Here is a 17,820-nt window from a genome sequence, read left to right on the forward strand (position 1 = left end):
CCGCTTTCGCCGCAGGTGAGAGGGGTAGACCAGCACCATGGCACGGGCCCTGCACGTCGCGATGGTCGCGCCGCCGTGGTACGACGTCCCGCCCCGCACGTACGGCGGCATCGAGGCGGTGATCGCCGGCCTGGTCGGCGGCCTGCGGGCGCGCGGGCACCGGGTCACCGTCGTCGGGGCCGGCCGCGGCGTGGATCTGCGGACCTACGAGGAGCCGCCCTCGGCGCGGATCGGCGAGTCGTATCCGGAGGTGGTGCACGCGGCCCAGGCGGCCCGCCTCCTGCGGGGTCTGGTCGTGGACGTCGTGCACGACCACTCGCTGGCCGGGCCGCTCACCGCCGCCGGGCGGCTCGTGCCGACGGTCGTCACCTGCCACAACGACGTGAGCGGGGAGCTCGGCGACTACTACCGTGGCCTCGGCGCGGAGGTGTCCCTGGTGGCCGTCTCCTCGGCCCAGCGGGCGCACGCGCCCGACCTCAACTGGGTGGGGCGGGTGCACAACGCGGTGGACGCCGCGGCGTGGCCGTTCCGGGAGCGCAAGGACGACTGGGTGCTGTGGCTGGGGCGGCTCAGCCCGGACAAGGGCGCGCACCTCGCGGTCGAGGCGGCGCGGGCGGCCGGGCGCCGCATCGTGCTGGTCGGCAGGCGGGCGGAGCGGGCCGAGCAGGCCTACTTCCGCGAGCGGGTGGAGCCGCTGCTCGGACCCGACGTCGAATACCTGGGGGAGGCGGACGGCGCGCTCAAGAGCGAGCTGTTCTCCCGGGCCCGGTGCCTGGTGCTTCCGCTGTCGTGGGACGAGCCGTTCGGCATGGTCATGATCGAGGCGATGGCCTGCGGCACGCCGGTGGTGGCGCTGCGGCGGGGCGCGGTGCCCGAGGTCGTGGCGGACGGGGTGACCGGTTACGTCCGTGACACGCCCGCCGAGCTGCCGGCCGCGATCGAGGCGGTCTCCGCGCTGGACCCGCACGCCGTGCGGGCCCGCGTGGTCAGGCACTTCGACGTGCCCGTGATGGTCAAGGGCTACGAGCGGGTCTACCGCGAGGTGACGGCCGCCGCGCGGGCCGGTCCTCGAAGGCCCCTCCCGCTCGGGCGCTGATCACCCCTCTATGGTGGGGCCATGGGTGAATTCGTCAGGGTGGAGATCTCCGAGCACATCGCCACGATCACGCTCGACCGGCCGAAGATGAACGCGCTGAACCGGCAGGTCCAGGAGGAGATCGCGGAGGCCGCGCGGCTCGTGGACGCCGATCCGGACACGCACGCGGTCATCGTCTACGGCGGCGAACGCGTCTTCGCGGCCGGAGCCGACATCAAGGAGATGGCGGTCATGTCCTACGCCGACATGGCCGTGCACTCGCGCACCTTGCAGGACTGCTTCACCGCCGTCGCGCGGATCGGCAAGCCGGTGATCGCGGCGATCACCGGGTACGCCCTGGGCGGCGGCTGCGAACTCGCGCTCTGCGCCGACTTCCGGGTGGCCGGGGAGAGCGCCAAGCTCGGTCAGCCGGAGATCACCCTCGGGATCATCCCGGGCGCGGGCGGGACGCAGCGCCTGCCCCGGCTCGTCGGGCCCGCCCGGGCCAAGGACCTGATCTTCACCGGGCGGCACGTGGACGCCGCCGAGGCCCTCGCCATCGGCCTGGTCGACCGCGTGGTGCCCGACGGCGAGGTCTACACGGCGGCGCTCGAACTCGCCGCGACGTTCGCCGAGGGGCCGGCCGTCGCGGTCCGGGCGGCCAAGCTCGCGATCGACCACGGCCTCGAGACCGACCTCGACACCGGCCTGGAGATCGAGCGGCTCCAGTTCTCCGGCCTGTTCGCCACCCAGGACGCCCGGGAGGGCATGACGGCCTTCGCCGAGAAGCGCCGCCCCAAATTCACTGGCCGCTGAGAGGGTCACCCGGCCGCTGTGTGGGTGAGGACGGCGTCGGCCAGTTCCTCGTGCACCTCGGGCGGCAGGGTGTGGCCCATGCCCTTGACCGTCATCAGCCGGGCGCCGGGGATCCGCTCGGCGATCAGGGCGCCGTGGCCCGGCTTGGCGGGCTCGTGCGTGCCCTCGACGACCAGGGTGGGCGCCGTGATCCGGTGCAGGACGCCCACCGGCTCGAAGTCCGGCTTCGCCGCCGCCGCCAGCCGGTGGTTAACCGCCGCGTCGAGGTCCCGCGCCCGGTCGTACAGGCGTTCGGCCAGCCTGCGCGAGGCGTCCTCGTCGAACGGCAGGCCGGTGCCGTGCAGCACGCGGTCCTCCGCGATCATGCGCTCGATCCGCTCGCGCCGGTCCCGCGGCGGCGGCGCGGTGATCAGCTCGCGGTAGAACGCGACGAACTCCGGCGTGGGCTCGGGCAGGCTGCCCTCGGGCTGCGGCTCGCCCATCAGCGCCCGCATGATCACCGCGCCCTCACCGCCGCCGAGCGGCGACGAGCCGATGACGGTGAGCGTCCGCACGCGCTCCGGCCGCTCCACCGCGATCAGCTGCCCGAGCAGCCCGCCCGCCGAATGGCCGACCAGATGCGCGCTGTCCAGCCCGTGCGCGTCCATCACCCGCAGCACGTCGTCCTTGATGTCGTCCCATGTGTACGGATCCTTCTCGAAGTCGACGACGTCGGACATCCCGGTGTCGCGGTGGTCGTAACGGATCACGCGCCGGCCGCCGGCGGTCAGCCGGCCCACGAACTCGTCCGGCCACAGGATCCCCTGCGACATCGAACCCATCACCAGCACGATCGGCGCGTCGGCCGCGGCCCCGAACTCTTCACTCCAGATGTTTGGCATGGGCTAAAGCATGCTGTGCGGGGCCGCCGGCGCCTTCCGTAGAACTACTAGCCGCGCCAGTTCAGTACGCGAGGTGATGCCGAGCTTCGGATAGATCTTGTACAGGTGGTATTCGACCGTGCGCGGGCTGAGGAACAGCCGGGCGGCGATCTCCTTGCTGGTCGCGCCGTCCGCCACCAGGGTGGCGATGCGCAGTTCCTGCGGGGTGAGCGCGTCCAGCGCCGTTCCCCGAACATCCGGCGCCACCTCGGGCGTCGCCGGCGCGTCCTTCTCCCGCCGGACGCTCTCGCCCGCCGCGCGCAGCTCGCTGTACGCACGCCGCGCCCACGGAGCGGCTCCCGCGCGCCGGAACGTCTCCAGCGCCGCGCGCAGGTGCACCCTGGCCTCTCCCGGCCGGTGCGTGCGGCGCAGCCGCTCGCCCAGCAGGAGCCCCGTCCTGGCCGCCTCGAACGGGTTGGCGTGTAGCCGCGACGCCTCGCCGAGCGCCTCGACGGCCCGGTCGTCCGGCAGGACCAGGCCGCGGCACCGGGCGAGCAGCGCCCGCGACTCGGCCGTTCCCGCGTGGGCCGACCAGCGCTCGTACGCCTCCAGCGCCGCCAGGGCGGCGTCGGCGTCGCCCGCGCCGGCGGCGGCCTCGATCCGGTCCGGCGTGCTCCGCCAGACCACGGTCGGATGACCGGTTCCGGAGCCCGCGGTGACGATCGCGGTGAACCGGTCGTGCGCCGCGCCGAACCGGCCCAGGCACAGGTCGAGCATGGCCAGGGCGTACGCCGCGAGTCCGGCGCGCAGGCCGACCCGGTGCGGGACGGCGATGGCCAGCGCCTCCCTGGCGTACCGGCCGCAGGGCTCCTCCTCGCCGCGCAGGGCCGCCACGGCCGCGAGGTTGGCCAGGTGCGCGGCCACGGTGTTGGCGTATCCGGCCTCGCGGGCCAGCTCCAGGCCCTCCTCGGAGACGGCCCGGCTCTCCGCGAGGCGCCCGGCCAGCCGTTCGGCGGTGGCGACGAACTCCAGCACCACGGGCAACTGGCCCGTCATCCCGGAGACCCTGGCCACCCGCCCGGCCCGCTCGGCCAGCTCGGCGGACAGGTCCACCTCGCCGAGATGGCTGGCCGCAGCCGACGCCCACAGGAAATCGGCCGCCTCGCGCAGCTCGCCCGTGCGGCCGAGCGCCCGCCTGAGCAGGGCGTGCCCGTCGCCGCCGGCGAGCGTCGCGCCGATGCCGGCGAGCACGTCGCGCAGGAACCCCTCCGGGAAGGCCGCCGCCCGCCGCCCGAACTCGACGATGGCCGCGGTGTCGCCGACGTACGACGCCGCCTCCGCCGCGTCGGCCAGCATGTCCAGGGTGTCGCCCGCCGACAGGATCCGCACGGCCTCGGCGGCGTCGCCGGAGTTCAGCTCGAACCGCCCCCGCAACTGGGCGATCTCCATGGTCAGCGCGGCGTCCGTCCCGGCGAACTCACGGGCCTCGGCCAGCAGGGACTCCGCCTGGCCGGGACGCCCGCCGAGCCAGGCGGCCACGGCGGCGTCCTTGAGCCGCCGGGCGCGCACGAGCGGTTCGGGGGTGAGCTCGGCGGCCCTGGTCAGGGCGGTGGCGGCGGCGCCGTACCCGCCCCGGTCCCGGTCACGCTCCGCGGCCAGCGCGAGCGCGGCGGCTACCGATTCGTCCTGACCGAGCGCGGCCCCGGCAAGGTGCCAGGCCCGCCGGTCCCCGCCGGACAGCTCGGCCAGCGCCGCGTGCGCCTCGCGGCGTCCGGCGGGGGACGCCGTCTCGTGCACCGCCGACCGGATCAGCGGGTGGCGGAACCGCACGTGCGTCCCGGACACGGCGACGAGCCCGGCGGACTCGAGCTCGGGCAGCGCGGCCTCGCCCGCGCCCAGCCGCCCGGCGGCCCGCAGCACCAGGTCGACGTCGCTCTCGACCGCCGCCAGCAGGGCGGTCAGCCGCGCCCCCGCCGACAGCGCGGCCACCCGGTCGCCGAAGAGCTGGGCACCGCCGGGCAGGGGATCGGGCAGCGGCTCCCGGCCCGCCCGCTGGGCGGGGGTGAGCAGCCGGGCCGTCTCGCGCAGCGCCAGCGGGTTGCCCCCGGTCAGCGCCACGAGGTCACGCCGGACCCGCGCCGCGAGCGTGAAACCGGCGTCGAGCAGTTCGGCGGCGGCCGGTCCGGCCAGCCCGGCGATCTCCAGCGAGGGCAGGCCCTTCACCGGCATGTCGCCGCGTACGGCCAGCGGCATCGCGATCGGCTCGGTGCCGAGCCGCCTGGCGGCGAACAGCAGGGCGTCGGCCGACGGCCGGTCCACCCACTGGAAGTCGTCGACGACGCAGATCAGCCCGTCCGGCGCGGCGGCCTCGGCCAGCAGCGACAGCACCCCGGCCGCCAGCAGGAACCGGTCACCGGAACCGGCCGGGGCCAGCCCGAGCGCGCCGCGCACGGCCTCGGCCTGCGGTTCCGGCAGCGCGTCGAGCAGCCCGGTCACCGGCAGCAGCAACTGGTGCAGGGCGGCGAACGCCAGATCGGCCTCCGCCTCCACCCCCGTGGTCCGCAGCACGCGCATGGGGCCGCCCCGGGAGGCCGCCTGGTCGAGCAGCGCCGTCTTGCCGGCGCCGGCCTCGCCGCGCAGCACCAGCGCGCCTCCGGAGCCCTTCCGCGCCCGATCGATCAGCTCGTCGATCGCGGCCGTTTCCACCGATCTGCCGTACAGCACAACCGCAGACTGTATTGCGCGGCGGCGGACGGCGGATTCCCAGCCACCTCTGAGCGACTCCGCACTTTGCGTCAAGAAACGATCCAAAATGCCGCTATCGTGGCGGCCCATGATGCGGTTGCGAGTGCTGGGCCTGTCGCGGCTGCGGCGGGCGCTGCTGTCCCGGCTCGACTCCCGGTACGTCTCCAAGCCCGACCACCGGCAGGACCTCAAGGACGCCCTGTGGGAGGTGCAGATGCTCCGCCGGGAGGTCGTGGCGCTGCGCGACGAGGTCGACCGGCTGCGGCGGGCCGCCGCGACGCCCGTGAAGCCGGCCGCGCCGCCCAAGGCGACCGCCGACCCCAAGGCCGCCGAGGCGCACCGGCTGGCCACCGAGACCGCCGAGGCGGTGGACACGCTGCTGCAGAACGAGATGCGCATCTGGCAGGCGATCGACGACCTGTCGGCGCGGGTCGGCGCTCCCGGACGGGCGAGGTAGCCGGTCGTGCGCGTGCGGTGGACACGTGACGCGGAGGTCTGGCGCCTGGTCTTCCTGCTCGACGCGGAGGACGAGACCACGGGAGCCTGCACCGACGGTCACCCGATCGAGCTGCGGACCAACTCCTGTCACGTGCGGACCGGGGCCGCCGGCGCGTCCCCGCACCCCGACCTGCTCGCCGTCGCCGCGTGGACCGTCGTCGCGCCGTGGACCAGGCGGCGGGTGACCTTCGACCGGCCGATCTCCCCGGGGCTCGCCGAGGCGCTGCGTACGGGGTGGGGCGTGGACGCCGGGCCGGTCGGGGCGGATCCGCGGACCGGCGCCCGGCTTGCGATCTCCTACAGCGGGGGCGCGGACTCGATGGCGGTGGCCACGATGTTTCCCGACGCGCCGTTCGTGCACTTCCAGCGGGTGAGCCACCCTCGGGTGCCCAACCGGTGGACGCACTACCGCTCCGAGGTGCTGGCGCAGCTCGTCCACAAGGCCGGGCGGGAGGTGCACGTCGTCCAGTCGGACCTCGAGTTCGTGCTGAGCCGGCCCCGGCCCGGGTTCCCCGAGCACCAGGCGGTGACGGCGGGCGCGCTGCTGCTGGCCGACGACCTCGACCTCGGCGGCGTCGCCTTCGGCCACGAACTGGGGTCGCGCTGGCTGGGCGGTGAGCGGTACACCCACCGCTACAGCCCGGACAACCCCATGTGGGCGGCCGACGGCCCGTGGGGCCGCCTGTACGCCGCGGCCGGCGTCGCGATGGTCCTCCCGGCCGGCGGCCTGAGCGAGCCCGTGACCATGCGGATGGCGATGGAGTCCGACCTCGCGCACCTGGTCCGCTGGTGCCTGCGCGGGGACATGGACGGCCCCTGCGCCAAGTGCTCCAAGTGCCTGCGCAAGGAGCTGATCCTGGCGGCCGTGGAGCGGCGGCCGCTGAACACGCCGATCACCGCCGCGATGCCCGCCGCGCGCGTATGGCAGGAGCCGCCGCCGTACGGTGGCCAGGAGACCATCGAATACGGGTGCGCGCACGTCCCGGGCATCGAGGAGACCCCCTTCGCCAGGGCGGCGGAGTTCCTCGGGGCGACCCCGGAGTCCGTACGGTGGCTGGAGCACTGTTATCCGCCCGCGCTCCGGGAGATCCCGGAGCCCTGGCGCGCCCGGGTCGAGGCGTACGTCGGTGAGCACGTCGGGCTGATGACGGAGGACGAGGCGCGCCGGGTGGAGACGTGGGGGGAACGATGAAGATCTACCTGTCGGTGGACATGGAGGGGGTCACCGGGCTGACCGATCCCGAGGAGATGCACCTCGGGGGCCGGGGGTACGAGCGGGGCTGCGAGCTGATGACCGGGGACGCCAACGCGGTCGTCCAGGGCGCCTTCGACGCGGGCGCCGCGTCCGTGCTGGTGAACGACGCGCACGGGTCCACCAAGAACCTCAGGATCGACCTGCTGGACGAGCGGGCCACGCTGGTCAGGGGTCCGGGCAAGCCGCACCGCATGGGGCAGGGCCTGGCGCCCGACATGGCCGCCGCCTGCTTCGCGGGGTACCACGCGCGCGCGGGCGTGCCGCACGGGGTGCTCAACCACACGTGGATGGGCAAGGAGATCCACAACGTCTACCTGAACGGCGAGATCTGCGGCGAGACCCGGCTGGTGGCCGGCTTCGCGGGCTCGATGGGCGTGCCGGTCGCGCTCGTCACCGGCGACGAGGCGGTGTGCGAGGAGGCCGGGGAACTGCTCGGCGACGTCGAGACGGTGGCCGTGAAGAAGGGCATCGACAAGTTCTCCGCCGAGCTGCTGCCCCCCGCGGTCGCCTGGCGGCGCATCCGCGAGGCCACGGCGCGCGCCCTGGGCCGGCTGCCGGACTTCCGGCCCTACGTGGTCGAGCCGCCGTACACGCTGGGCGTGGAGTGGAACTCCACCGCCATCGCCGCGGCCTGCTCGATCGTGCCCGGCGTGCGGCTCGCCGGGCCCCGGCACACGGAGTTCACCACGGGCGACTACCACGAGATCATGGCGTTGTTCGGTATCTTTTCCATGATCGGCGGTCAGGTGGCCTGCGGCAGCGGCCGGTACGGCTGACACCGGATCCCCCCGGATCCGGTTTCCCCCCAAGAAGAAAGAGCAGGCAGGGTGGGCAGTGACGGCGTGACCCGTGAACGTACGGGTGCGCTGACGCGGCGCGCCTTCCTGGTGGGGGTCGGCGCGGCCGGAGGCGCCGGGGCGATGTACGCGGCCATGGGCGCCCTCGGGCTCGCGCCCGACCAACAGCCGAAGGACTACACGCCGCCGAGCCGCTCCGACTTCGCGCTCAGCGGGAGGGGCGCCGGGTCCGTGGTGATCCTCGGCGCGGGGATCGCCGGCCTGGCCACCGCCTACGAACTCGGCAAGGCGGGGTACGACTGCACGATTCTGGAGGCCAGGGACCGGGTCGGCGGGCGCAGCCTCACGCTGCGCGGCGGCGACCGGCTGCCCGAGCTGTCCGGTGAGACACAGGAGGCGAAATTCGGGGAGGGCGTCTACTTCAACGCCGGGCCGGCCCGCATCGCCCAGTGGATGGTCACCCTCGACTACTGCCGTGAGCTGGGCGTGCCCATCGAGTTGTTCGTCAACGAGAACTCCGGCGCGTACGTCTACAACCACGTGATGAAGGCCCCGGTGCGGGCCCGTACCGCGCGTGCCGACACCTACGGCTACATCAGCGAGCTGCTGGCCAAGGCCACCAGGACCGGCGCGCTGGACCGGCGGCTGTCGGCGGCGGACAAGGACCGCCTGCTCCACTTCCTGTCGGAGTTCGGCGACATCGGCAGGCGCTACGTCTACACGGGGTCGGAGCGCAGGGGCTTCGCGACGTACCCCGGCGCCGGCGCGGGGGTGCCGCTCGGCGGCCCGCCGGCCCTGTCGGAGGTGCTCGGCTACGGACTCGGCCGGTCGATCGCGTTCCCGTTCGGTTTCGAGCAGGCCATGCCGATGTTCCAGCCGGTCGGCGGCATGGACGCCATCGCGGTCGCGCTGGCCGACGCCGTCGGCCGCGACCGCATCCGCACCTCGACCGAGGTGAAGAAGATCACCAATCTGCCCGACGGCGTGGAGGTCGAGCACACGGGCGGCCGCACCCGCGCGGACTACTGCGTCGCGGCCCTGCCGCCCCACGTGCTCGCGCGGGTCCCCGGCAACCTGGACGCCCGCGTCGTCGCGGCCCTGCGCACGCCCACCCCCGTGTCGGCCGGGAAGATCGGGCTGGAGTACCGCCGCCGCTGGTGGGAGACCGACGACCGCATCTACGGCGGCATCACCGAGACCGACCTGGACATCGCCCACATCTGGTACCCCTCGTACGGTTTCCACGGCACGCGCGGGCTGGTCGTCGGCTACTACAACCTCGACGAGGACGCCGACGCGTACGGCCGTCTCGCCCACGCGGAGCGGCAGCGGCGGGCGCTCACGCAGGGCAAGAAGATCCACGGCGAGAAGTACCGGTCGGAGCTGCTGTCCAGCGTCTCGATCGCCTGGCAGCGGCAGCCGTACAGCGAGGGCGCCTGGGTCGCCTGGCCCTCCTACGAGGGCGCCTTCGCGCTCCTGCAGGAACCGGCCGGGCGGGTGTACTTCGCGGGCGACTGGCTCACCCACCTCATCGCCTGGCAGGCGGGGGCACTGGAGTCGGCCCGTAAGGTGGTCACCCGACTGCACGAGCGAGCCGTCAAGGAGGGCTGAATGCCGCTCGAATGGGTTCCCGCGTCCGACCGGCCGGACCTGCTCGCCGATCCGGTCGCCAAAGCCGTCGCCTCTCTCGATGTGAAGGTGGAGGTCGCCGGGATCGACCCCGAACTCTCCGACACCGCCGCCTTCTGCGAGCGGTACGGCGTGGCGATGGAGGACTCGGCCAACTGCGTCATCGTCGCCGCGAAGCGGGGCGGGGAGACGCGGTACGCCGCCGTCATGGTGCTGGCCACCGGGCGGGCCGACATCAACGGGATCGTGCGCCGTCACCTGGACGCGCGGAAGGCGTCCTTCGCCCCGCAGGCGGAGGCCGTCGAACTGACCGGAATGGAGTACGGCGGCATCACCCCGATCGGGCTGCCCGAGGGCTGGCCGGTGCTCGTTGACGAAAACGTGACCCGGCGGCCGTTCGTCGTGATCGGCAGCGGCGTCCGCCGCTCCAAGCTGGCGCTTTCCGGCGAGGCGCTGGTCGCGGCGGCCCAGGGGGAGGTCCTCGCGCTCACCGTTTGACCGTCCGCCTGGAACCCGTTTGCGTCTCTCCTCCGTTGTGCGGAGCGGAGATGTGGCGCGATGGTTCACTCATGGGCGTTCTTTTAGTCGGTATGGTGCTTAGGCGATGAATCAGGACGACCGACTGGGCCCGTACCGGCTGCTGAGGCGGCTCGGTGAGGGCGGCATGGGCGTGGTTCACCTCGCCCTCGACCCGCAGGGCAGGCAGGTGGCCGTCAAGGTCCTGCGCTCGGAGGTGGCGGGCGACGACGTCGCGCGCAGACGTCTGTCGCGCGAGGTCGAGACCATGCGGCGGGTGCGCGGGCCGAACATCGCGGAGGTCGTCGACGCCGACGTCACCGGGCGCAGGCCGTACATCGTCACCCGCTACGTGCCGGGACGGCCGCTCGACGAGGTCGTCAAGAACGACGGGCCGCTGCCCCTCGGCGCTGTGCTCAAGGTGGCCGTCGGGGTGGCCCAGGCCCTCGCCGCCGTGCACGCCGCGGGGGTCATCCACCGCGACCTGAAGCCGGGCAACGTGCTGATGCTGGACGGCCAGCCGGTGCTGATCGACTTCGGCATCGCGCAGGCGGTCGACGCCACCCGGCTCACCCAGACCGGCATGTTCATCGGCACGCCCGGCTACCTCGCCCCGGAGATCATCGAGGGCCACGAGGCCGGGCCGCAGGTGGACGTGCACGCCTGGGCGGGCACCGTGCTCTACGCCGCCACCGGTCAGCCGCCGTTCGGCAAGGGCACGCTGGAGATGATCTTCTTCAACATCACCTCCGGCCGGGCCAACGTCGAGGCGGCCCCCGCGCCGATCCAGCCGATGCTGCGCGCCGCGTTCAACCGCGACCCGGCCAGGCGGCCGACGGCGGCCGAGCTCGTGCGGCAGCTCGCGCGGCTCATGCCCCAGTCTCCGGGCGGCAGGCCCCGGGTGCCCGACGAGATCACCACGGTGCCCAACGTCGACGACACGGGCGGCCAGCAGGTGCCCGGCTTCGGCTCCGCGGGCGGTCCGCCCACCGGTGGCGCACCGGTGGCGAACCCGTCCCTTCCGGGCAGGCCGGTCGCCGGCGCGCCGTCCACCGGGTCGCCGGTGCCGCCGGTGACCCCGCCCGTGGCGCCCGTGGCGACGCCGCCGGTCACGCCGTCCACCGCGGGCGGCCGGGCCGAGGAGTTCGTCTCGCTGCTGCGCGAGACGCCCCAGGGCGGCCAGGGCGGTCAGGGCGGCCAGGGCGGCGACCCCTTCCCGACCGTACGGGTGACCGGAGAGGACCTGCGCAGGGCGGGCCTCGGACCGTCAGGCCCGCCCGGGAGTCCGGCACAGGGTTCGATACAGGGCCCCGCGGAGGGCGACATCCCGACCAGGATGCCCCCGCCCCGCACCACCGGCCCGTCGGCGTTCCCCGGCGCTCCCGGGACGGGCCCGGCTCCCGTCTCCGGCCCGGTCACCGGCGGGCCCGTGCCGCCGCGCGCCCAGCCGGACGAGTGGCAGACGCCGATGCTGCGCCCGGAGGGTGACATCCCCACGCGCCGGGTGACCTCCGAGGAGGTGCGCCAGGCCGTCACCGGCGACACCATGGGACCGCGCGGCGCGGCGTCCCCTCACCAGGGGATCGGCGAGCACGGGGACGCGGCGGCGCGTGAGCGGGCCCTGTTCGGGAGCGTGCCGGAGATCTACGAGCGGACTCCGCACATCCACCAGCCGAACCCCGCGCCGTTCATGCCGACGGTGCGGGTGCCGCCGCCGACCGTGCCGCCCATGCCGTTCCCGTCCGGGGGGCTGCTGCAGCGCTCGAGGGCGTACGGCGTGACGAGCGCGCTGCTGCTCGTCGTGATGACGTCTCTCGCGGTCATGGCGCCGCTGCTGGTGTGCCTGGTGGCCGTGCCGGTCGCGGTGCTGCTGCGGGCCGCCGACATGGCCCAGCCGCACCTCAACTCCCGCCGTCCGGCCGGCGCCGCGGCGGCCGACGTGCTGCGCGTGCTGAGCCGTCCCGCGGAGCTCGTCAAGTCGATCGGCGTCACGATCGCGCTCGTGCCGTACGCGCTGGTCCTGGGGCTGCCGGTGACGCTGCTGCTCACCGTCCTCTTCGGCGACACGCCCGCGCTCCGGATCGCGGCGCTGAGCTGGGGGGTCGCGACGGCGCTGTGGACGATCTGCGCGGGGCCCGGGGTGGTGGGCCCGAGCAGGCAGATGCGGCGGACGCTCGCCTCGCTGGTGCCCGGCGAGGGAGCGGCCAAGGGACTCGCCTGGGGGGTCGGCGCACTCGCGGTGCTGACGGCGGCGATCGCGATCTCCAGCCTCCTGGGTAAACAGACAGCAGGGCACTTCTGGGGCCCGATCGACGTTCTGTCAATACAGGAACGGCTGGAAGACCTGCGTAACCAGGCGGGGAATGGGTGACGGGGGACGACATGTCGGCTACTGAGGCTCCCGAGAGGATCGGGCCCTACCGGCTGCTGCGGCAGCTCGGCGAGGGCGGCATGGGGGTGGTCCATCTCGGCCTGGACACGGAGGGACGCGAGGTCGCGGTCAAGGTCCTGCACCCGCACGTCGCGACCGACCTCAAGGCCCGCGACCGGCTCACCCGCGAGGTCGAGACCATGCGGCGGGTGCGCAGCAGGCGCGTCGCCGAGGTGCTCGACGCCGACCTGACCGGCGCGGCGCCGTACATCGTGACGCGGTACGCCCCCGGACGGACGTTAGAGCAGACGGTGCTGGAGGACGGGCCGCTCGCCGACGACAACGTGATCCGGCTCGCGGTGGGCCTGTGCGAGGCCCTGGTCGCCATCCACGCGGCCGAGGTCATCCACCGCGACCTCAAGCCGGCCAACGTGATGCTCGTGGACGGCGAGCCGCTGGTGATCGACTTCGGCATCGCCCATCTGGTCAACGCCACGCGGCTGACCCAGACCGGGATGTTCGTCGGCACGCCCGGCTACCTCGCCCCGGAGATCATCCGGGACACCGAGATCACCCAGGCCGCCGACGTGCACGCGCTGGCGGCCACGGTCTTCTTCGCGGCCACCGGCAAGGCGCCGTTCGGCTCGGGCACGTTCGAGTCGGTCTGTTACAACATCCTCGAAGGCAAGGCGCAGGTGGACCTCGCGCCGGCCTGGCTGCGGGGCTGGCTGCGCCTCGCCCTGGCGTCCGACGCCTCGTCGCGTCCCAGCGCCGCGTCGCTGCTGCGGCACAGCCGCTCGCTCGATCCCTCGGTCACCGTGCTCCAGGAGAGCGCCCGCGAGACGCCGCGTGACGGCGGGACGCGCATCCTCGACGGCACGCGGGTGCTCGACGAGGTGGCGCGGACGGACGCGGGCGGCCGGGTGAACGGAGGCGGCGCGAGCCGGACCAGCAAGCTCCCGGCGAACGAGGACAGCTACTCCGACCTGCTGCCGCCGGTGAACTACGTGGAGCCGGAACGGCCCCGCCGGGAGCCCCGGGAGCCCCGGGCGCCCAGGCAGCGCCGCCCGGTGTCCGCGCCGCCGCCGGCGCATCCGCAGGCCCCGCCGTACGGACAGGGGGGCCCGCCCCCGCCGCCGTACCAGCCCGCGGTGTACCCGCCGCCGCCGTATCCCGACCAGCGGGTGGCCGGCTACCCGGAGCCCCGGGTCGCGCCGCCGCCGGCTCCCGCCGCGCCGTACGAACCCGAGCGGAAGCGGACCCCCTACCGGGCGCCGCATCCGGTGCTCGCGGCCCTGCTGCTGGCCACGCTTGTGGCGCTGGCCTGCCTGCTGCCGGTCGTGGTGGGCCTGTTCGCCGTCGTGGCGGCGCTGTGCCTGCGGGTGGGGCAGTACCTGATCGGCGACCTCGCCGACCGCCGGGCCACGCGGGGCGCGAGCGGGACCGACCCGCTCCTCGCGGTGCTCGGCACGCCGTGGGCGCTGATCAAGGCCGGGCTGGCGACGGTGGTCCAGGTCCCGCTGGCCGCGATGTTCGCGATGTGCGTGTGGGGCGGCTTCCACTACCTCGGCGGAGTCAGGCCCGACCCCGCCGCCGCGTACGCCGCGGGAGCCTTCGTGGCCGGGCTGTTCCTCCTCCCCGGAGGGAAGGCCCCCCGCAAGGCCGTGTCCCGGACGCTGAGCGCGGTGATCCGGAGCCCCGGAGCGGGAATGATCGTGACGATCGCGGTCGGCACGGTCGCGCTGTTCGCGGTCATGACGGCGCTGTCCGCGGACGCCTCCTGGGTCCCCTGGCGGCCGCCGTCCGTGGCGGTGGACCACATCGTCGCGGATCTCAAGCAGAGGGGCCAGGACACGGTCGTCAACCTGATCGGCGGCGTGGTCGGGGACTTCATGGACAGGATCGGCCTGCGCTTCCTGACCTTCTGGACCTGACCCACCCGGTCCCGTACGGCGAAGCGGGGGAGACACAACTTGGGTACTCAGGAACAGCTTGGTCCCTATCGTCTGGTCTCCGCGCTCGGCGCCGGGGGGTTCGGAGAGGTCCACCTCGCGCTCGATCCCGACGGGCGTACGGTCGCCGTGAAGGTCCTGCATCCCCACGTCGCCTCGGACGGCTTCGCGATCGCCCGTCTCGCCCGCGAGGTGGAGACGATGCGGCGGGTTCGCGGGGCGCACGTCGCCGAGGTGCTGGACGCCTCGCTGTCGGGGGAGCGGCCCTACATCGTCACGCGGTACGTGCAGGGCAGGCCGCTCAGCACGGTCGTGGCCAATGACGGTCCCGTCGCCGGGGCCGGCCTGCTGCGGCTCGCCCTGGGGCTGGCGGAGGCGCTGGAGTCCATCCACGCGGCCGGCGTCGTCCACCGCGACCTCAAGCCGGCGAACGTGATCGTCTCCGAGGCCGAGCCGTACGTGATCGACTTCGGCATCGCCTGCGCGCTGGAGTCGGCCTCGGTCACCGCGTCGGGCGCGGTGGCCGGAACGCCCGGCTACCTGGCCCCCGAGGTGCTGGAGGGCCGGGACGCCGGGCCGGAGGCCGACGTGTTCGCCTGGGGGGCGACGCTGGCCTTCGCCGCGTCGGGGCGGCAGCCGTACGGGACGGGGCCGGCCGCGGCGATCGCCTACCGGGTCGTCCACCGCGAGCCCGACCTGTCGGGCGTGCCGTCCTGGCTCGTGCCGCTCCTGGAGCGGTGCCTGAGCACCGACCCGGCGGACCGGCCGGCGACGGAGGAGCTGACCGGGCTCCTCAAGGAGGCGGCGCCGGCGCTGGACGGGATCGAGCCGGCGCGGCCCGCGCTGTCCGAGGCGCCGACCCAGGAGTGGCGGCCCGGTGATCGGCGGCCCAGTGGTGAGCGGCAGAGCGAGCGCGGGCCCTCCCGGCGTCCCCGGCGGGGAGAGGTGGACGAGACGCGTGCCGCGCGCCGGGAGAGGCTGCACCGCCGCTGGGTGATCGGCTCCGCGGTGGTCGTCGGCCTTTTCGCCGCCGCCGCGCGCGCCAACCTCCCCGAGGTGTCGCTTCTCCTGCTGGTGCTCTACGGCATCGGCCTGCTGGTGGACGCGGGGTTCGGGCTGCTGGGGAAGTCCAGGCGGCGGCTTGTGGTGGACCTCGCGGGCGGCGCCGGGGCCGTCGCGGTGTGGGCGCTGCTTTCCGCGTTGTTCAGCACGGCGACGCTCCTCATGGCCGTCGGGACCGTCCTGTTCCTGCTCGTGATGCTCGTGTTCGCGAGCTGAACCCGCTGCCGCCCTGCACGTCCCCGGATGCGACCGAGATCCTTGATATCCGCATTATGCGAAGATGTCGAAATGCTGTCCCGAGTAGCGCTGGCCGCGGCGACGGCCGCCGCGACGTTCGTCACGATCCCCCAGGCCGAGGCCGCGGCGGCCAAGCCCGTGATCCGTTACGCGGGTCTCGGGTCCTGTCTTCAGGCCGACGGCGGCCGGCAGCCGTGCGGCCCGTTGAAGCTCTGGCTGAGCAACGGCCGCGTCGTCGCGCTCCCCGGCGCACGCAGGACCGTGGCGCCCGGCGAGTACACCGTCGCCGCCGTCGTCGCGGTCTCCCAGGACGGCGCCCAGGCCGCGTACTTCGCGGGGAAGGACGGCGTGCTCACGATCTGGGAGGCCGCCACCGGCAGGGCACGTGAGATCCCCGCGGTGACATGGCCGGACGACCTCCAGATGAACGCGCTGACGCTCTCCCCGGGCGGCCGGTTCGTCGGCATGCGCGGCGTGAACGCCGCCGAATGGGAGATCGAGCGAATCGCGGACACGACCAGTGGAAAGGTCTTCACGCTGCCGAGGGGGGACCAGTCCTGGGACTTCAGCCCGGACGGGAAGCGCATGATGGCCGGCGACAACCGGACGGCGGTGCTCTACGCGACCGGCACCTGGTCGGTGAAATTGCGCCGGTCCGTCTACATGCGGGGTGACCTCGGCCCCGACGGCGTCACGGTGGCCTCGCCGAAGTGGACGAAGGCCGGCGGTTCCGTCAAGAACGTGGTCCTCACCCGCAACCTGGCCACGGCGAAGAAGAGCAGCATCCCCATCCGGCTTCACGCGGGCGAGGAGGCCTTGAAGGCGCGCTGGGACAGAGCGGGCCACCTCGACGTCCTGACCCGGTCCGACCGTCACGTGCACGGTGACCTGCGCAGGACGCACACCTGGTATCGGGTGAACCGCGCCACGCACCAGTTGCGCCGGCTCGACTCCTTCGTCATCCCGTCCTCGGTGGGGGGCTACGTTCTCGCCGGCTGAAGGCTCGGGCGGCCGGTGACGCCGGGCAAACCGCCGACGGGGTACGGCGAGCCAGCCGGGCCATGTGGCGCAGCACTCTCCGTACGGCCGGGTCGTCCGCCTCCAGCGCCCAGAGCACCTCGGCCAGCCCCGTCCACGCCTCGAGGGTGCCCCTGAGCGGCATGTCCGGCCGGTCGGCCGTACGCAGCGCGTCGTCCAGCGCCGGGCGGGCGGCGGGCGCGTCGTCGCCGAGCAGGTGGAACCGGGCCTGTGCCACGCCGAGCCGCAGCCGCTGGATCTCGGGGATCTTGGCCCCGGCCCGGGCGAAGTGGTCCTCGCCGAGCGCGGGCAACGCCCGTGTCGCCTCCTCGGCGGATTTCAGGACCGCGCTCACGTCGGCAGGGTCACGATCGGCGAGCCGCAGCAGCGCCTCCGCCTGCCCGGTCAGGCCCCAGTAACCGGAAAGGGTCTCGCCCATCCGGGCGACCGACGTCTCGGCCACCGCCGCCATCAGCGGCGCGGCGGCCGCGTAGCGCCCTCGCTGGATCTCCAGGTCGGCGAGGAGCCCGAGGCAGTGCTCCGCGAGCCGGGGATCGGCGGGATGACGGCGGGCCAGCGTGAGGACCCGCTGCGCGGCGGTGAACCGCCCCTCCGCGGTGAGCCGCAGCCCGCGCACGAGAGGGGCACGGGAGACCGCCACCGGGTCCGGCACCGTGGCGATCTCCTCGTCGGCGAGGCGGCCGTAGTGCCGGGCCACCGCCTCGGACCCGGCGAGGGCGGCCACGACGGCGAAGTTCGCGTACGCCTCGGCGCGTTCGACCGGGCCGCCCGCCCGCTCGGCCGCGTCGAGGTGACGCACCACGCTGAGCAGCATCGTGTCCTGCTCCTGCCGGTGGTAGCCGAGCTCGCCGAGGACGGACAGGGTGTGCGCGGCCTCGGCGCCGCGGCCGGGCGTGACCCTCGGCGTCCTTGTACGTCGCCTGTGCGATGAACCAGTCACCGGCTGCCGGCTGCCGCTCCGGCCTGGGC

The 17,820-nt window shown here is 74.1% G+C and carries 14 protein-coding genes; 11 read left to right on the top strand and 3 right to left on the bottom strand.

What is annotated here, in order from left to right; translation table 11 throughout:
* The first annotated feature begins 37 nt into the window (after positions 1–37).
* Both HHX41_RS14360 and HHX41_RS14365 read left to right on the top strand, forming a co-directional pair.
* A complete protein-coding gene (locus HHX41_RS14360) occupies positions 38–1,096 on the top strand; it encodes a glycosyltransferase family 4 protein (protein ID WP_182906378.1) in 1,059 nt (352 codons plus the stop codon).
* A gap of 21 nt (positions 1,097–1,117) precedes the next feature.
* A complete protein-coding gene (locus HHX41_RS14365) occupies positions 1,118–1,891 on the top strand; it encodes an enoyl-CoA hydratase/isomerase family protein (protein ID WP_182906379.1) in 774 nt (257 codons plus the stop codon).
* A 5-nt stretch (positions 1,892–1,896) separates the two neighbouring features.
* On the opposite strand, the gene HHX41_RS14370 is transcribed toward HHX41_RS14365, so the two are convergent.
* Both HHX41_RS14370 and HHX41_RS14375 read right to left on the bottom strand, forming a co-directional pair.
* Positions 1,897–2,772, bottom strand: coding sequence for an alpha/beta hydrolase (locus HHX41_RS14370; RefSeq protein ID WP_182906380.1), 876 nt, complete (start codon positions 2,770–2,772; stop codon positions 1,897–1,899).
* A gap of 3 nt (positions 2,773–2,775) precedes the next feature.
* On the bottom strand, positions 2,776–5,475 hold the full coding sequence (locus HHX41_RS14375; RefSeq protein ID WP_182906381.1) for a LuxR family transcriptional regulator: 2,700 nt from the start codon (positions 5,473–5,475) through the stop codon (positions 2,776–2,778).
* 109 nt (positions 5,476–5,584) lie between these two features.
* Between HHX41_RS14375 and HHX41_RS14380 the strand changes: the two genes are divergently transcribed.
* The 9 genes from HHX41_RS14380 (at position 5,585) to HHX41_RS14420 (ending at position 16,812) form a co-directional block, all read left to right on the top strand.
* On the top strand, positions 5,585–5,953 hold the full coding sequence (locus tag HHX41_RS14380; protein ID WP_249350371.1) for a hypothetical protein: 369 nt from the start codon (positions 5,585–5,587) through the stop codon (positions 5,951–5,953).
* Positions 5,954–5,965: 12 nt separating this feature from the next.
* Entirely contained in the window at positions 5,966–7,186 is a 1,221-nt protein-coding gene (locus HHX41_RS14385; RefSeq protein ID WP_310741986.1) for a DUF6395 domain-containing protein, read from the top strand.
* Positions 7,171–8,025, top strand: coding sequence for a M55 family metallopeptidase (locus tag HHX41_RS14390; protein WP_310741987.1), 855 nt, complete (start codon positions 7,171–7,173; stop codon positions 8,023–8,025). The genes HHX41_RS14385 and HHX41_RS14390 overlap by 16 nt, the downstream gene beginning before the upstream one ends.
* Before the next feature lie 66 nt (positions 8,026–8,091).
* Positions 8,092–9,657 (top strand): FAD-dependent oxidoreductase, encoded by a 1,566-nt coding sequence (locus HHX41_RS14395; RefSeq protein ID WP_310741988.1) that lies wholly within the window; start codon positions 8,092–8,094, stop codon positions 9,655–9,657.
* A complete protein-coding gene (locus HHX41_RS14400; RefSeq protein WP_182906384.1) occupies positions 9,658–10,173 on the top strand; it encodes a YbaK/EbsC family protein in 516 nt (171 codons plus the stop codon).
* A 106-nt stretch (positions 10,174–10,279) separates the two neighbouring features.
* Complete coding sequence (locus HHX41_RS39700; protein ID WP_220504063.1) at positions 10,280–12,562, top strand: serine/threonine-protein kinase; 2,283 nt, start codon at positions 10,280–10,282, stop codon at positions 12,560–12,562.
* Positions 12,563–12,573: 11 nt separating this feature from the next.
* Entirely contained in the window at positions 12,574–14,496 is a 1,923-nt protein-coding gene (locus HHX41_RS14410; RefSeq protein WP_182906385.1) for a serine/threonine-protein kinase, read from the top strand.
* A gap of 39 nt (positions 14,497–14,535) precedes the next feature.
* Entirely contained in the window at positions 14,536–15,792 is a 1,257-nt protein-coding gene (locus HHX41_RS14415; RefSeq protein WP_182906386.1) for a serine/threonine-protein kinase, read from the top strand.
* Between the two features lie 72 nt (positions 15,793–15,864).
* Positions 15,865–16,812 carry a hypothetical protein gene (locus HHX41_RS14420; protein WP_182906387.1) on the top strand — a complete coding sequence of 316 codons (948 nt, stop codon included), beginning with the start codon at positions 15,865–15,867 and terminating at the stop codon, positions 16,810–16,812.
* Here HHX41_RS14420 and HHX41_RS14425 read toward each other — a convergent pair.
* Positions 16,772–17,791: a hypothetical protein gene (locus tag HHX41_RS14425; RefSeq protein ID WP_182906388.1), complete on the bottom strand. Its 1,020-nt coding sequence runs from the start codon at positions 17,789–17,791 to the stop codon at positions 16,772–16,774. The genes HHX41_RS14420 and HHX41_RS14425 overlap by 41 nt on opposite strands.
* Positions 17,792–17,820: the final 29 nt, after the last annotated feature.

It is taken from the genome of Microbispora sp. H13382, assembly GCF_014161445.1.
Lineage (GTDB): Bacteria > Actinomycetota > Actinomycetes > Streptosporangiales > Streptosporangiaceae > Microbispora.

Excerpts from the sequence above, each read along its gene's own strand:
- HHX41_RS14360 (WP_182906378.1), top strand. The coding sequence starts at position 38 with ATGGCACGGGCCCTGCACGTCGCGATGGTCGCGCCGCCGTGGTACGAC.
- HHX41_RS14365 (WP_182906379.1), top strand. The coding sequence starts at position 1,118 with ATGGGTGAATTCGTCAGGGTGGAGATCTCCGAGCACATCGCCACGATC.
- HHX41_RS14370 (WP_182906380.1), bottom strand. The coding sequence starts at position 2,772 with ATGCCAAACATCTGGAGTGAAGAGTTCGGGGCCGCGGCCGACGCGCCG.
- HHX41_RS14380 (WP_249350371.1), top strand. The coding sequence starts at position 5,585 with ATGATGCGGTTGCGAGTGCTGGGCCTGTCGCGGCTGCGGCGGGCGCTG.
- HHX41_RS14400 (WP_182906384.1), top strand. The coding sequence starts at position 9,658 with ATGCCGCTCGAATGGGTTCCCGCGTCCGACCGGCCGGACCTGCTCGCC.
- HHX41_RS39700 (WP_220504063.1), top strand. The coding sequence starts at position 10,280 with ATGAATCAGGACGACCGACTGGGCCCGTACCGGCTGCTGAGGCGGCTC.
- HHX41_RS14410 (WP_182906385.1), top strand. The coding sequence starts at position 12,574 with ATGTCGGCTACTGAGGCTCCCGAGAGGATCGGGCCCTACCGGCTGCTG.
- HHX41_RS14420 (WP_182906387.1), top strand. The coding sequence starts at position 15,865 with ATGCTGTCCCGAGTAGCGCTGGCCGCGGCGACGGCCGCCGCGACGTTC.